At 42.7% G+C, this 15,794-nt stretch carries 15 protein-coding genes and 1 pseudogene; 7 read left to right on the top strand and 9 right to left on the bottom strand.

Going from position 1 to position 15,794, the window contains the following annotated elements:
- Positions 1-27 precede the first annotated feature (27 nt).
- From VB693_RS20185 to VB693_RS20175, 3 genes are all read right to left on the bottom strand, one after another.
- Entirely contained in the window at positions 28-918 is an 891-nt protein-coding gene (locus VB693_RS20185; RefSeq protein ID WP_323267809.1) for an FHA domain-containing protein, read from the bottom strand.
- Between the two features lie 345 nt (positions 919-1,263).
- Positions 1,264-1,986, bottom strand: coding sequence for a 6-phosphogluconolactonase (gene pgl / locus VB693_RS20180; RefSeq protein ID WP_323267808.1), 723 nt, complete (start codon positions 1,984-1,986; stop codon positions 1,264-1,266).
- Between the two features lie 171 nt (positions 1,987-2,157).
- Positions 2,158-2,754: a phycobiliprotein lyase gene (locus VB693_RS20175; RefSeq protein ID WP_323267807.1), complete on the bottom strand. Its 597-nt coding sequence runs from the start codon at positions 2,752-2,754 to the stop codon at positions 2,158-2,160.
- 114 nt (positions 2,755-2,868) lie between these two features.
- On the opposite strand from VB693_RS20175, the gene VB693_RS20170 reads away from it, so the two are divergent.
- A complete protein-coding gene (locus tag VB693_RS20170) occupies positions 2,869-3,687 on the top strand; it encodes a pentapeptide repeat-containing protein (protein WP_323267806.1) in 819 nt (272 codons plus the stop codon).
- Here VB693_RS20170 and VB693_RS20165 read toward each other — a convergent pair.
- Together VB693_RS20165 and VB693_RS20160 are read right to left on the bottom strand one after the other, a co-directional pair.
- A complete protein-coding gene (locus VB693_RS20165; protein WP_190701594.1) occupies positions 3,677-3,883 on the bottom strand; it encodes a hypothetical protein in 207 nt (68 codons plus the stop codon). The genes VB693_RS20170 and VB693_RS20165 overlap by 11 nt on opposite strands.
- Positions 3,884-4,100: 217 nt before the next feature.
- Positions 4,101-4,760 (bottom strand): HEAT repeat domain-containing protein, encoded by a 660-nt coding sequence (locus VB693_RS20160; protein ID WP_190701591.1) that lies wholly within the window; start codon positions 4,758-4,760, stop codon positions 4,101-4,103.
- Between the two features lie 131 nt (positions 4,761-4,891).
- On the opposite strand from VB693_RS20160, the pseudogene VB693_RS20155 reads away from it, so the two are divergent.
- From VB693_RS20155 to VB693_RS20145, 3 genes and pseudogenes are all read left to right on the top strand, one after another.
- Positions 4,892-4,975, top strand: a pseudogene (locus VB693_RS20155) (DUF4351 domain-containing protein); the annotation flags it as partial.
- Positions 4,976-5,072: 97 nt separating this feature from the next.
- Positions 5,073-7,424, top strand: a complete 2,352-nt coding sequence (locus VB693_RS20150; RefSeq protein ID WP_323267805.1) for a CHASE2 domain-containing protein — start codon at positions 5,073-5,075, stop codon at positions 7,422-7,424.
- Positions 7,425-7,451: 27 nt separating this feature from the next.
- Positions 7,452-8,261, top strand: a complete 810-nt coding sequence (locus VB693_RS20145; protein ID WP_323267804.1) for a DUF928 domain-containing protein — start codon at positions 7,452-7,454, stop codon at positions 8,259-8,261.
- A gap of 120 nt (positions 8,262-8,381) precedes the next feature.
- Here the strand turns inward: VB693_RS20145 and VB693_RS20140 are convergent, their stop codons facing one another.
- The 4 genes from VB693_RS20140 to VB693_RS20125 all read right to left on the bottom strand — a co-directional run bounded on the left by VB693_RS20140 (position 8,382) and on the right by VB693_RS20125 (position 10,782).
- The gene (locus tag VB693_RS20140) at positions 8,382-8,903 is read right to left on the bottom strand and encodes a hypothetical protein (protein ID WP_323267803.1); all 522 of its coding nucleotides are present in this window, start codon (positions 8,901-8,903) and stop codon (positions 8,382-8,384) included.
- A gap of 65 nt (positions 8,904-8,968) precedes the next feature.
- Complete coding sequence (locus tag VB693_RS20135) at positions 8,969-9,409, bottom strand: hypothetical protein (RefSeq protein ID WP_323267802.1); 441 nt, start codon at positions 9,407-9,409, stop codon at positions 8,969-8,971.
- 183 nt (positions 9,410-9,592) lie between these two features.
- Positions 9,593-9,775 carry a CsbD family protein gene (locus tag VB693_RS20130; protein WP_190701575.1) on the bottom strand — a complete coding sequence of 61 codons (183 nt, stop codon included), beginning with the start codon at positions 9,773-9,775 and terminating at the stop codon, positions 9,593-9,595.
- A gap of 518 nt (positions 9,776-10,293) precedes the next feature.
- Positions 10,294-10,782 (bottom strand): hypothetical protein, encoded by a 489-nt coding sequence (locus VB693_RS20125; protein WP_323267801.1) that lies wholly within the window; start codon positions 10,780-10,782, stop codon positions 10,294-10,296.
- Between the two features lie 363 nt (positions 10,783-11,145).
- On the opposite strand from VB693_RS20125, the gene uvrB reads away from it, so the two are divergent.
- The 3 genes from uvrB (at position 11,146) to VB693_RS20110 (ending at position 15,735) form a co-directional block, all read left to right on the top strand.
- Positions 11,146-13,143 (top strand): excinuclease ABC subunit UvrB, encoded by a 1,998-nt coding sequence (gene uvrB, locus VB693_RS20120; RefSeq protein ID WP_323267800.1) that lies wholly within the window; start codon positions 11,146-11,148, stop codon positions 13,141-13,143.
- 229 nt (positions 13,144-13,372) lie between these two features.
- Positions 13,373-13,858, top strand: a complete 486-nt coding sequence (locus tag VB693_RS20115) for a DUF2007 domain-containing protein (protein WP_323267799.1) — start codon at positions 13,373-13,375, stop codon at positions 13,856-13,858.
- A 236-nt stretch (positions 13,859-14,094) separates the two neighbouring features.
- Complete coding sequence (locus VB693_RS20110; protein ID WP_323267798.1) at positions 14,095-15,735, top strand: serine/threonine-protein kinase; 1,641 nt, start codon at positions 14,095-14,097, stop codon at positions 15,733-15,735.
- Positions 15,736-15,794: the final 59 nt, after the last annotated feature.

The raw sequence follows: 15,794 nt of genomic DNA, 5'->3' as shown, positions 1-15,794 counted from the left end.
TCTACCCCTCATCCTTTATACCTATAGTTAAGCGAGTTTAAAGAGGAATGTCATTAAATCTCCTTTACCAAGGCTGATGCGATCGCCTGGTCTGAGGCGGTGTCTGTTACCTGGTAATAAGGGCAAATTATTAATGTAAGTGCCGTTAGAACTGCCGACATCTTCTATGTAGTGAGAATCTCCCTCCATGCGAATATCAGCGTGGATGCGGGAAACAATTTCCGAATTAGAAAATCCTGAAACATCTATATCTGGGGGGATACGGTCATTGGGCTTGCCAATGTGAATTACAGACAGACTTGGTGGCAATTCAATTTCTCTGTCGCTTTGGACATGAACTAATAAGGCTGTGATTTGCTGTAATTGGGTTCTAGCTGGAGACGGTGGTGCAACTACAGGCTGTGGTGCTGGTGTTGGTGCTGGTTCTTCCACTACTTGCACTGGTGCTGGTGCTGGCTCAGGAGGTGCAGTAGGAATAGCTTCTTCAGGTTCTTCAGGTATTACAACTGGTGGTGCTGGTGGTGGTGTAATTTCTGCTTCTACTGGATTAGGCATTACAGGAGGCACAACTGGAGGTGCAGCCATTTCTGTAGGTGGTAAAGGTGAAACCCCAGGGTCAATACCGAAAGCATTAGGTTGTAATAATTCTAACATTGGATCTGGTATTGGATCAGGCGTAACCAATGCTGGCACTTCTACAGGGATGTCAGGAGCAACAGTAGCGACAACAGTAGCAGCAGCAGGTACAGCCGTTGAATGTAGGTTAAAGCCACATTGACCGCAGAAGGCGGCATCAGACTGTACCGTTGCACCACAATTGGGACAGTGGCTAGTAGCGGGTAACGGAGTGTAGCAAGCTTCACATTGAACCGCGCCGTCTGGATTTGAGTGATTGCAATTAGGGCAGACTATAGTCATTGATTTAAGCCTTTGTTCAAGAGCATCCTAAAATATAGTGTTGGGGACTGGGGACTGGGGACTGGGGACTAGGAATTTTAGATTTTGCGGAAAGTTCTGTAGGCGGGTTTCCCGCCGTAGGAAACTTTTCAAGACGGATTTTGGATTGAATAATTAAAAATCCAAAATTGCAAATCCACTCATTGAAAGGCTGGGGATTGGGGACTGGGATAAAATCTCCCTCCCCTGCTCCCCTGCTCCCCTGCTCCCCTGCCTCCTACAATCTGCCTTCTTCAAAAAGAATCAGAATTGTGGCAAAAGAGTAACTCTAGCTTTCGATTTTAACAACTACTTGTGATACAAAAATCAAGCTGGCAGTTCCGCACCTGCGGCGGCATCAAGTAGCCACAAAAGTTCCCCTTGGGGTTTAATTAGGCGGGATGGGTAGGTGGATTCATCCGCTTCTGGGGCAAAGATTTGAGCTAGAGCGGGTCTTTTATTCGCACCAGCCACTATAAATATGACAGTGCGAGCCGCATTAATGAATGGGTATGTAAAGGTGATACGGGGATTGCCGTCTTTGTTACCCACAGTAATTAAGCGATCGCTTACTTTTAAAGCTTCTGTCTGGGGAAACAAAGATGCCGTGTGGGCATCATCACCTATGCCGAGCAAAACCACATCTAAAGCGGGAAATTCTCCCGGTGCAGATTGAAAGAATGCTTGCAGGTGTTGTTCGTATTTAGCAGCAGATCGCCCTGGATCGTTATCTAAGGTGGGTACAGCATGAATATTGGCGGCGGGGATATCAACCCGATCTAGCCAGGCACGACGCGCCATTAATTCATTACTATCAGGATGATTTGGGGGGACATAACGCTCATCGCCCCAAAACACATGAATTTTATCCCAAGGTAATTGTTGCTGGGCAATCGCTTCATATAATGGCTTAGGCGTGCTGCCACCAGATAAGGCGATCGTAAATTTTCCCTGCTCTTTAATGGCAGTATCTAACTTGGTCAGGATCAAATCAAGCGATCGCGCAACTAACGCTGATTGATCCGGTAGGACTTCAACCGTTTTATTCATGGCTTTATCATCACATTACCGGCTTCCAGCAATACCATACCTAACTTATAACAACTCCCCTGTTGAAATTTTGAAACTTTTAACATCAGGAGGTAGGACAGAATAAGTCAACTCAATTCAATTCATGCTTATCACTTTCTTTGGTTAGTTGTCAGTAGTCAGTTGTACTAACTAGTGAATAGCGTTTCCAACCCTAGACAAGTTGTGTTGCACCATTTCTGCTAAACTCGCCTCAGTTAAACAGCGTCGTTCGGAGCAATAGGTCATCAAATATACTCCATTCATCATCCGCACTGTACTGACGCGCACTCGAAAATCATCTGTCATAAACCAGCAGCGTTCCTGTCCCTGGTTGCTGTCATATTCTGTATCAATTGTTAAAATCCCGTCTTTGCCAAACCAGTAACGGCTAACCACGGGAATCTTTTCCACATACCCTTGGTTGCGGAGCAATTTGCCTGATCGCCCTGTCTCATCATCTGGGACATCAATCAACACAGCAGCCTGCTCAGGATTAGGTTCTTGGTCACTATCGTGTGCTTGCCACATAAAGCTAGCTCCTCCCTTCGCCGCCACTGGATCGATGCTTTGCTGTTCACAAATCATATTGATCCGTGGATCATCTAGTGTAATCACCCCCACATATAACTTTGATTCTCCCGACTCATCAGCTACCGTATCAAAGTGATGCACCGTGCGGTGGGTAAACCAGACTCCTTCACTCTTACGAAAAAAGTCCATCATCGTCATCGGTGTGATCAACGCCATAGGTTATCCTCAAACAAACAAAATAAATTTAATTACGAATTACGAATTACGAATTACGAATTACGAATTAGTGTCGCGGTACAATACCCCTAAATAATCTCACGATTTCAACTCATGATCAGCAGGGAGACTCTCAAGACACCCCAAGACGTTTTGGCTGTCCTCAAGGCGGGACTTGCTCTGTGTCAGCAAGATTTATACCAATTCAATCTCAGTGGGATGGAACTGCAAAAAGCCAATTTTCATAGAGCCACTCTAATTCGAGCAAATCTCAGTCAAGCCGATCTGAGTGCAGCTGATCTCAGTGCAGCTGATTTACGGGGAGCGGATCTCAGCCAAGCTATTTTGCGGGATGCAAATTTACTCTCAGCTTGTTTGTACCGAGTTGATCTCAGTGGTGCAGATTTACGGGGAGCGATTTTGACAGACACCAAGTTGCTAGGGGCTAAATATAATAGCCAGACCCTTTTTCCAGAAGGCTTTGTCTATAAATCCTCTGGGGCGATCGGTCCAAATGCCAATTTGAATGGGGCGCAGCTGAATACAGCCAACTTGCGGAATGCTGATTTGCAAGGTGCAAGCTTGTTGGGGGCATATTTGGGGGGTGCTGATCTAACTCTTGCGAATCTTCAGGGGGCGCGTTTAAGTCAGGCAGACTTGCGGACAGCCTGGTTGGCGGGGGCTTATTTACGTAATACTCGATTGAATGGTGCTAATTTGGCAGGTGCAGATTTGCGGGCAGCAGATATGACTGGCGTTGAGTTCGAGAAGTTAGAAAGCATTGCCGGAGCGGATTTTACCCAGGTGCAGGGGCTAAGTGACAAAATGCGATCGCGCCTGCTTAGTCACCCTCCACAAGAGCTAGATACACCTCATGCTTTAACCCGCCGCACTACACGCGCCAGCTTGGAAAGTTTAGCTATTAAGATTTAGTTGCCGTCCAATCTTTCTTCAGCAATGCCAAAAAGGTAGCAATCCCTTTAGAAAATCCTTGAGGATCGGGTAAAACATACTGCGGAAACTCTTCATACGGCCGCCACTGCTCCGACGAATTATGCCGCAGGTATAAGACCCGATCGTCTCCTTCCATTTTCCAGAGCATTTCACCGCCGGTGGGAATTTCAGCCATGTCTTTCTCCTTTCGTGCAAACAAAAATACTCAGTAACAGTTTGCTCTTGACCAATTCTGCTAGTCTAAATATTAAATTCTGTAGATATTAATACAATACGTCTAGACCTTTATGTCGAATTGTTGTCCGAGCGCATGGATACATTATAGGTGTCTCTTACAGAACGAGTAAAAAGTTAAAAGGCAAAAGGTAAAAGGTAAAAGGTAAAAGAAAGATTTACGGGACTAAATCTTCCATTGCTGCCCCCACTACTCGGTAATCAGCATCCTGTCTCAGTTCTGCTAGGGCTTCTTTGGCTTCGGAGGCATCAAAATGTTTTATGGCATAGGCAACGCGTACCCGGATATATTCAGCCTCAGAATTTTTCAGCATCAGGAGTTGAGACAAAGCAGCCTCAGACTGACGGGAACTAGCCAACCAACCCAGCGCATCTACGGCTGCTTCCTGCACTGCGGCATCTTCCCCTTGTAGTCCCAAAGCACAAACCTCCAGCACTTCTTCAGGGCAGTCCATTTCTACAAGGGCTGCCAGAATGCTGCGCCGCACCAACCAGTGATCATCTCGCAAAAATGTCTGCACTAGATGAGAGGCAGAAACCCTGCCAAATAAGGATAGGGAGTTAGAAGCTTCTGCCCGCACATTGGGCGTGTTATCAAACTTCATAATTTGCAGCAGGGCAGCAAAGGATTCAGACGTTTTTTGCTTGCCCAACTCCCTAGCAACAAATGTTCGCACCAGAAACTCTGGGTCTTGGATATGGCGGGTTAGTAAAGGAACAGCGACATCGGTGGGATAATCTTGGAGGGCAGAGATTGCTTTGAGGCGGTATTGAAAATCCGCGTCTTGCAATTTAGTTTCGATTTCGTGGAGTTCCATAGCAACGAACAATAGATGATTTCTTATACTTTAGTCTGAAGCGGATGTCTCATATCTTGACTTTTCATGTTACGTGGAAAAGCTCACGCGAAACATAACCCCCTAACCCCCTTCCCTACTAGAGCTACTGTGTGCCTGTTCTCGAAGATTTGAGTGAAGCACTGTTAGATTTTACCAGTGTTGCTGATTTACAATCTTGGTTAGAAGCACGTTGACGACTCATTTGCTGCATATACCCTGACAACAGTCGTACACAGTAGTGTAACCTTTCGTACTAAAGTAAGTTACATTGCCATATCTGGGGTACTGACGTTGGGTAAGTTAGTAGTTTTAAAGTTAGGCACAGGAAGTTTTGAGGCGGGATTTTCCGTCATATTGCAAATTGGTGATGAAAATGTGCGACCAATTGTAGAAATTATTGGCGAACTACCACCAAACCCAGAAATTCCCCTTTGTTACCATCAATGGCAATCTATTTATTGTCAACTTAAATTTTCTGGTCGTCCTATCGGTATTCCTAAGCAATCAAAACAAACCCTTTCCTTAGAAGATTGCGAAAAAGCGGCGGATAATTTGAGGTTTCACTTAAATACTTGGCTATCATCCAATAGTTTTCGTCCTATCCGTGAAAAATGGCTGGAAAGGCTTGTACCAGAAGACCATATCCGCGTACTACTACAAACCGATGACCTGAGATTGCAAAAACTGCCTTGGCATTTGTGGGATTTATTAGAACGCTATCCCAATGCCGAAGTTGCTCTGAGTGCGCCTAGTTATGAACAAGTTAGCCGCAACTCACCGCCTAAACCACAGGTGAAAGTTTTAGCCATTTTGGGTAATAGTGAGGGAATTGATATCCAAACAGACAGTCAGTTGTTGAAAGAATTGCCTCATGCCAATACTACTTTCCTAGTTGAGCCATCAGGTAAAGACCTCACTGACCAGCTATGGGAACAAGACTGGCAGATTTTGTTTTTCGCGGGACATAGTGCTACTGATGGAAGCAGTAATCAAGGGAAAATTGATATTAATCAAACGGAAAGCTTGACAATTACTCAATTAAAGTACGGTTTGCGAAAAGCAGTGGAACGGGGTTTGCATTTAGCAATTTTTAACTCTTGTGATGGTTTGGGTTTGGCGCGGGAGTTTGCAGATTTGCATATACCCCAAATCATCGTCATGCGAGAACCAGTTCCTGATAGGGTAGCGCAAGAATTTCTGAAGTATTTTTTAGAAGCATTTGCTCGTGGCAAATCTTTATACATAGCTGTTAGAGAAGCGCGGGAACGCTTGCAAGGACTAGAAACGCAATTTCCTTGTGCTACTTGGTTGCCTGTAATTTATCAAAATCCGGCAACGATGCCTTTATTATGGCGAGAATTACACGTCAACCAGAATAGTCAGCAAATAACATCTGTACCCAAAAACCCAACTAACAGAGGTATCAAACTACGACAAGCTTTGTCTGCGGTCATGCTTGTCAGCATAGTCATCACACCATTGTTAATGGGAGTAAGGTATTTTGGTTTACTGCAATCATGGGAGTTAATGGCGTTTGACCATATGCTGCGTTTGCGTCCCCAGGAGAAACCAGATTCTCGCATACTGGTGATTGAAATTACGGAAGAAGATGTACAAGCTCAGTCTTCCAATAGGCGGGGGTCTCTGTCTGACGAGGCTTTAGATAAGTTATTAGCCAAATTAGAGGCGTATAAACCACGGGCAATTGGTTTGGATATATACCGAGACTATGCTGTACAGCCAGCTTATCCAAAGTTGGCGGAACGCATGAGAAATAGCGATCGCTTTGTGGGAGTATGTCAAGTTAGTAACTCTCAAACTAGCAAACCAGGTATCAAACCACCGCCAGAAATTTCTCCCGACTCTCTCGGCTTTAGTGATATCGTCGTTGATGCGGATAATGTGGTACGTCGTCATCTCTTGGCTTTAACTCCCCCTCCCTCATCTCCCTGTACTGCATCTTATGCTTTAAATGTGCAGTTGGCTCTACGTTATTTATATACTGAAGGAATTCAGTTACAATTTGCCTCTGATGGAGCATGGCAATTAGGTAAGCTAACTTTAAAACCTATTGAGGCTCATACCGGAGGCTACCAAGGGATTGACGCGTTAGGACACCAAATTTTACTCAATTATCGCTCCTTTCCTAACTTAGAAGCGATCGCCCCCCGCATCACTTTACAAGAAGCATTAACTAGTAAACTACAAGCAGATGCAGTTAAAGACAAAATAGTTTTAATTGGCACAACAGCCGAAAGTTTTCGAGATTATTCATTGACTCCCTACGCTTCAGCAAAAGGTCAGTCACAGGAAATCGCCGGAGTTTGTTTACAAGCACAGATGGTGAGTCATTTGTTGAGTGCAGCTTTGGATGGGCGGCCTCTGCTAAGGACTTGGAATCTCTTGGGTGAAGTGTTTTGGGTTTGGGTTTGGGCTGTTATTGGAGGCGTACTTGCTGCATATCTGCGACAACCCACTTATTTAAGCTGGTCAGTTGGGGGGGTATTTCTGAGTTTGTACGGGTTTTGCTTGATATTATTAATACTATACAGTTCTTGGATTCCTTTTGTACCTGCGGCGATCGCTTTAGGAGGTAGTGCTGTCATTGTCATGACCGTCATCAAGCCTATCAAACAATCATAAAAATATATTTTTGCTTGACAACAAATTATGAAAATCCTTCAATTAACTATAGCCTTGGGGATACTATTGACTAGTAATATATCCTACCCTTTAAAACTTCAGGCTTTACCAGTTAATCATCATCTTGCTTCGGTCAAATTTATCCCACCACCGCCACCACCAGACCGTAGTGCAGCCGGTTCGAGAAGTGGGGCCGCAAGCCGTGGATGCGATGCAGGGAGTCAAACAGTAACAGCCTTAGTCCCAACCTACCAACAGACTATTAACCAAGATCAGCAAGCGGTTGTTCCCATAACTCAAGTTTGGGGTTTAACAAACGCTGAACATCCTGATTTTTTCTTTTTTGTTCCCTACAATGCTTCATCTATCGCCAATATAGAGTTTGTTTTGCAAGAACAAACTCAGAATAAAAGTAAAACTGTATACCGTACTTATCTGACACCACCAGAATCACCAGGAATTATGAGCGTTCATTTACCCCCAGGTGAAGCCTCATTGCAGGTAGGAACAATGTATCACTGGTTTTTTAAGGTACGGGTTCAATGCAGCCAAAAACTACCTCTGAAACTGGATTATGCAGAGGGTTGGGTGCAACGGGTTAACCAAAATTCAACATTAACAGAACAACTAAAACAAGCAGAACTCCAACAAAAAGTAACGCTTTATGCCACAAATGGTGTTTGGTATGATGCTATTGCAAGTTTGGCAGAATTACGCCTTACCAATCCCGAAAATGAATCTTTACTAACAAAGTGGACAACTTTACTTCATTCAGTTGGCTTAGAGGAAATAGCTAATCAGCCACTGATTAATTGTTGCAAACCCAGAACGCAGTAATGAGTGGTGAGTAATGGGTAATGAGTAATGAGTAATGAGTGGTGAGTGTCAAAGGTCTTTCGACTCAGCACTCACCACTCTGCTCAAAGTCTCGCTACGGCTAACCGAACTCAGCACTCTTTATTTGCGGCTACCCAACCACTTGGCGGCTGCTATACCGATAATCCCTGCAACTACAGGATTGCTGAGGAACTTGATAATCCCTGGCTGTTCGGCTAGAACTTCGCGGAAAATGTCGGGGTGATTGTGATAGGCGAAGGATGCAAGCCGACTGACATCATCCGCATTCATCCGGCTGGCGTGGTGTGTGGAAAGACCTAATTGCTGTTCTAGGTGGCGGTCGTCTAAACCTCTTTGCTTGAAATGTTTGAAAAAGGCGCGTGCGACATCATCCCGTTCGTTGGGTTTAATTTGGGCGATCGCTTTTTGCAATTCGGGTTCCATTTTACTAGGGGGAATCCGTTCTGGTTGCAAGGAACGATTGAACAAACTACGGCGTTGATCTGGTGTTGTCCGTTGAGCAAAATCATCGAAGGTTTCGTATTGAGTCCCAGAATCACTACTTACATCATCTAGAGATTCAATATTTCCTCCAGCTAAATCCTTCATGATTTGCCGTCTGTATTCTTCACTGCTGGTCACTTTTCTCATCTCCTTCTAGTTTTAAAAGTTTGCAGTTAAGACTTAAGTCCTAACTACGAACTCTATTAGGTATACTGAATCTGATTGGTTTGAGTATCGTATTTGGCAGTTACAATTAGCTTTTTGTCAGGCCCGTAAATCAGAACAGTTAAATTTTGATTGGGGAAATTCTTCCGAAAACCTTGTGCTAAAGATTTGGCTAAAGGTTTCACTTCGTTAGGACGGACTTGAGGAGAAATCACAACGCCTAGTTTGTTGTTATCACGTACATAAGCATCTTGGACTAATCCCCTAGATGTTTGTACAACCCAGTTACCAAAACTTTGTCCTGATGGGGTGTTACCTCTCTCTAACTCTGAATAAGTTATATCTCTACCAATGGCTGGAGGTGAGGTAATACGGTCACTTTGTGTTATTGTTCCGCCACCGCAAGCCGTAACTATCATCAACACCAAAATTAAAACAAAAGTCGTCAAAAATTTGCGACTCTGCTGTAGCAGAATCATATTTTTTCCTCCCATTAAAATCTTTACTAGACAATTTTCTAAAATTTTGAATTTTTATTTATTTAAATATGAATTATATGCTCAAAACCAGTGTAGGAAGGTAGAGATATGATATACATATCCCTACAGTCAATGCTATATTTCCACCCGGAAAAGCCTTCAAATACTTAAAACAAACTAGAGTTAATCAAGCTTCTTCTTCACGTTATCTTTGACATCTTCGACACCGTGACGTACTTGACTTTCGGCTTGCTTGGCTTTGCCCTCAGCTTGATCTTCAGGATCACCAGTCACATTTCCGAGTGCTTCTTGAGCTTTCCCTTCAATATTTTTACCTGTAGCTTTCGCTCTTTCTTCTAAACTCATTTTGCACTCCTAAATTTATGAATGATTAGCTTCAAAGCAATAAATTAACTTTGAATTTATTTGGTTATCACTCTATACAATCTAACTTTATAAATTTTTCCTAACTTCCTCCACAGGATATATTGTTGACCTATACACAAAGACATAAAACCAACAAACATATATAGCTTTTCTATCTATTACATGATAAATCTGAAACTTTAAAAACCCGCTTTCCCTATATATTGCACCAGTTTTTTCTGCTGACAATAAATTAATTTCTTGGTGTTGCAAAAAATATAGGTTGGGTTGACGTAAGGTAAACCCAACACCAATATCTATGTTGAGTTTCTGAGTCCATGTTGGGTTGCGCTGCGTTTAACCCAACCTTGTATCTTAGATTTTTAAGCGCAAGCGCAGGCTACGCCAACAGAAATCAAATCGGATACCTATATATATTTTCTCAATCAAAAACCCAGTCACTATCAGCAACTGGGTTAATAATGGATTTATTAAAATTAATGAGATTCTTTGCTTATCTAATCTATAAAACCCATTAGGCTATCAGAATCATCTGTCTCGTTGGGAGCAACTGGACGATTACCCATTACAGAATAGTTGCTAGAAATAACTAGCGCACTAGAAGAAATTGGACGAATTCCTGACAAGTTAATACTATCCATAACTTGGAACGTATTAGCACCAATGGGACGAATTCCCATTATATTTATTGTCTCAACTACTTCCAAATGACTTACACCAATGGGACGTATTCCAGCACTGGAAAATGTATGAGCAACTTCTAAATCACTACTAGTAATAGGACGCTCTCCAGCAACGGCTAACGTTCCTACCACTTCTTGTTTATTCGATTTTTCTAACTGCACTGGTAAATTAGCACCTTTTTCGACTTGTTCTTGATTCGAGCTATGACCTTGGTTATTTTCGACTTCCACCGTTGTTTCTCCTTTAAGTTTGGCACGTCTTTGCCGAGGGCTGACTGTTTTGCCATTAGTGCTGATGGTCATAACTAGACACCTCTGGTTTCGTAACTGAACTTTACAATATTTAAGGAAAACTTAAAATATTTCCTATATAACAGAGTTTAACCTTAAACAACCTTGCATAGATATAAGTATCTTCAAAACTGAGATATAAGTAAATTTAAATTAAGAATTTTTGCAAAGTAAGATTACTGAATTGAAAAGGGACTGAGGAAAAGAAAGCAGGGGAAGCAGGGGAAGCAGGGGGAGAAAAATACAATGGCCACTCAGCACTCACTACTCATCACTCATCACTCATCACTCATTACTCATTACTCATTACTCAGCACTCAGCACTCAGCACTCCCTAACGCTACTATGAGATAGGGTATTTCTTAGTACAAATGTATGACAGAATTTGGTCTGCAAGCTCCCTTTAGTCCGACTGGTGATCAACCACAAGCGATCGCACAGTTAGTTGCTAGTATAGAAGCGAATAACCGTTACCAAACCTTACTAGGGGCGACGGGAACAGGTAAAACATTTTCCATAGCAGCAGTAATTGAGAAGGTGGGTAAGCCGACTTTAGTTTTGGCGCACAATAAAACCCTAGCTGCACAACTTTGTAATGAGTTGCGGGAGTTCTTCCCCAATAACGCTGTTGAATATTTTGTCAGTTACTACGACTACTATCAGCCAGAGGCGTATATTCCTGTTACCGACACTTACATTGAGAAAACGGCGGCGATTAATGATGAGATTGATATGCTACGTCACTCAGCGACGCGATCGCTATTTGAACGGCGTGATGTGATTGTTGTAGCATCAATTAGCTGCATCTACGGTTTGGGTATCCCCGCCGAATACCTGAAAGCGGCTATACCCTTACAAATTGGGATGGAAGTAAATCAACGCCAGATTTTGCGGGATTTAACTTCAGTACAGTACAGTCGTAACGATATCGAAATGGGACGGGGACGTTTCCGTGTCCGGGGTGATGTCTTAGAAATTGGCCCCGCCTACGAAGATAGGATTATTCGGGTAGAATTCTTTGGCGATGAAATTGATGCAATTCGCTATATTGACCCTGTAACGGGTGAAATTATCAATAGTTTGCAAGCTGTGAATATTTACCCAGCGCGTCACTTTGTCACCCCAGAGGAACGTTTAGAAGTCGCCTGTGAAGACATTGCGGCTGAATTAAAACAACAAAAAACAGAACTAGAAGCAGCTGGTAAGTTAGTGGAAGCTCAACGCATAGACCAGCGTACACGTTATGACTTAGAAATGTTGCGTGAAGTTGGTTACTGTAACGGGGTAGAAAACTATTCTCGTCACCTAGCAGGTAGACAAGCCGGAGAACCACCAGAATGTTTAATTGATTATTTTCCTAAAGATTGGCTGTTAGTAATTGATGAATCTCACGTTACTGTACCGCAAATTCGGGCTATGTATAACGGCGACCAAGCCAGAAAGAAAGTTTTAATTGAACATGGTTTTAGACTGCCTAGTGCGGCGGATAACCGGCCTTTAAAAGCAGAGGAATTTTGGACGAAAGTCAATCAATGTATTTTCGTTTCCGCTACTCCAGGGAATTGGGAATTAGAAATTTCTGAAGATAGGATAGTCGAGCAAGTAATTAGACCGACTGGTGTAATTGACCCAGAGATTTTTGTGCGTCCCACAGACGGACAAATTGATGATTTGTTGGGAGAAATTAAAGATAGAATTGATCGCCAAGAACGGGTATTGATTACCACTTTAACTAAACGCATGGCGGAAGACTTAACCGAGTATCTGCAAGAACACAGCATTCGGGTGCGTTATTTACACTCAGAGATTAATTCCATTCAGCGCATTGAAATTTTAGAAGATTTGCGAGAGGGTAAATTTGATGTTTTGGTGGGTGTGAACTTACTGCGGGAAGGTTTAGATTTACCAGAAGTTTCCTTAGTGGTAATTATGGATGCTGATAAAGAAGGATTTTTGCGAGCCGAACGTTCTTTAATTCAAACTATCGGGAGAGCCGCGCGTCACATCCGAGGACAAGCGATTTTATACGCCGATAATTTTACCAACAGCATGGTGAAAGCTATTGAAGAAACTGATAGACGGCGGGGAATTCAAATGGCACATAATCGAATGCACGGAATTACACCGCAACCAATTGTGAAAAGATCAGGTAATGCAATTTTATCTTTTTTAGATATTTCGAGAAGATTGAATGCAGGAGATTTTAAAGTTGTAGAGGAGAATTTATCTGAATTGCCATTAGAGCAGATTCCTGAATTGATTACCCAACTGGAAACACAGATGAAAGCCGCAGCGAAAAACCTAGAGTTTGAAGAGGCGGCAAAATTGCGCGATCGCATCAAGCAACTGCGCGATAAAATGCTAGGACGTTAACAAAATTACCCCGATTGTGGATAAAAATCGGGGTTTTAACTGCTGACTCAAAACCAGAGCGATTACTTGCCAATATCAATCAGTTAAATATTTTGCTACTTTAGTCTACGGTATTTACATAGGTTTATTATAATTTATTTCGAGATAACTTATAATTCCTGATTTACACCTATACTGCAATTCCAGAACAAATAAATCTTGCTGTATTCAATATATTACACAAAGCGGCATGGTTAATAATTTTGTCACAGTATCCACTTTTAGTAACTATGTTGATGCCAATTTAGCCAAGCAGTTATTAGAATCTGAAGGCATTCAATGCTACTTAGCTAATGAGTCTACTGTCAACATGGCATGGCATCTAACAGTAGCCGTTGGCTGGATTAAATTACAAGTTAATCAAACAGATTTAGAACAAGCCAAAAAAGTTTTAGTATCTTCTGAGTTCGAGATAGAAGATTCAGTAGACGAATGGCTGCAAGATGATGATATAGAAAAAATATCTTGGGCAGATGAAACCGCAGATAGAGCATTTCGCACATCTGTAATTGGTCTAATTTTACTCTTCCTACCCATTCAAATTTACTCTCTCTGGCTACTGGTGCGTTTATTAGTTTCCGGTCGTCAAATCAGTTCCAATCGACGTATTAAAGTAATTGTTGCCCTGCTACTTGATTTACTAAATCTTTATATACTCTGGGAAATATTATTTTAGATGGGCATTATTTTTCGCCTACTGTATTATTGAGAAGAAAAAACTATAGTCAACCACAGAAGGGTTTGACCAAGACGGGAGATACAAAAAATCAATTGTCCTGATTGCAGCAGAACTTTGAGCTAGTTAACTAATACAATCAATATGGACAGGCTTTTGATTTGGCTCTCTCCCGACAACCAGAAAATAGTACCGTATTCTCATCGTGGAATCAGGACTCAGGACGCAGGCTCTCTATGGTAGCAGGTAAAATTTTGCAGGGTGGGAAATACACCCTTATCCAAGAAATTGGACGCGGTGGCTTTGGCATCACGTTTAAAGCTACTCATCACTACTTAGAACAGGAGGTAGTGATGAAAACAATTAATGAAAAACTGCGACAACATTCTGAGTTTGCGAAGTTCGAACAACAATTCCAAGATGAAGCCCGAAGGTTAGCTACTTGCGTTCATCCCAATATTGTCAGAGTCAGCGACTTTTTTGTAGAAGACGGACTCCCTTATATGGTGATGGAATATATTCGTGGGGAAACCTTGGGAGATGCGTTTATCTTGCCAGGAATACCCTTACCTGAAGCCACAGCTATTCATTACATCCGACAAATCGGCGCAGCATTGCAGGTAGTTCACAGCAATGGCTTACTGCATCGAGATGTTAAACCAGATAACATTATTCTTCGTCAAGGCACTCAGGAAGTCGTCCTAATTGATTTTGGCATTGCCCGTGAATTTAATAATGGCGTGAGGCAAACTCACACAGGGATAGTATCTGAAGGCTATTCCCCTATTGAGCAGTATTTAACCCAAGCGATGCGTACACCCGCTACAGATGTTTATGGTTTGGCAGCTACTTTGTATGCCTTATTAACAGGACAAGTACCCTTACCAGCATTATTACGCGATCGCGAACAAATGCCAGCCCCCCGCGAACTGCAACCCCATCTCAGTGCATCTGTCAACCAAGCCGTCATGCGTGGAATGGCTGTAGAATCTCGCTTTCGTCCCGCCACCGTTGCTGAGTGGCTGCAACTACTACCAGGTAGTGGTATAAACGTTGCACCGCAAGTCATCCCCACCTATGCAGTCCCTACTATCGATTTATCTGTTCACAATCTTGAAAATGCGGCTAGCGGCAATATTTTCAGTAGTGTGAAGAAAACCTCGCCATTAAAAAACATCGCCATCATGGTTCAGAAGCTAGCGACTTCTAAGGTTTTCTTGGGTGTTAGTGTAGCTTTAGTTGCTGCTACCGCAGGTTTTGGCATCACCAATATGTTTTCTGATTCCCAACCCAAGTCACCTTCCAAACCATTGTTTGAAGAACGCCCACTAGAATTAGGGGGTAAAAACACTACCCCACAAGAAAACAACAATATCCGCAAATCTTCCACTGTTGATTCTGGAGAAACTACACCCACTACCAACTTTAGACGACGCAGACGCAACTTACCTGAACAGCAGACTGAACCTGCAAATACCAACAGCAGTGCTACAGAACAATCACCACAACCCAACACTGGAGAATCAGCAAGGGTCAATTCTGAAAAAACTCCTCCCTCATCTAACACTGAAGCTTCACCATCCCTAGTCGAGACATTGCGGGAAATTCGTTCCTCTCGTAAAGCTAACCCCGCCAACTCTTTAGAAAATTCCCCACCCTCTAGTAGCCAGAATTCTACCCCGTCCCCAGTTGATAAACAGCCTAAACCTGTGATACTACCAAGCGCACCACCTACGGAGTCGAAAAATCCCGATTCTTCTTCTGTGGTAGTGCCAACAGTGGAAGTTAAACAAAATTCATCGACTGATAGCCAACCAGCAAAAGTACCATCTCAGAAAAACGACAAGCTTTTAGAAACCCAACCAAGCAATAATTAACAAGGCAAAATAATTGATTCAATTTTGCTGGCTACGTCAATGAGCAAGTGCGATCGCAT

Source organism: Anabaena sp. UHCC 0399 (assembly GCF_034931465.1).
GTDB classification, from domain to species: Bacteria; Cyanobacteriota; Cyanobacteriia; order Cyanobacteriales; family Nostocaceae; genus Trichormus; species Trichormus minutissimus.
The sequence above is the reverse complement of the archived record's forward strand: the minus strand, read 5'-3'. Positions and strand labels throughout refer to the sequence as shown.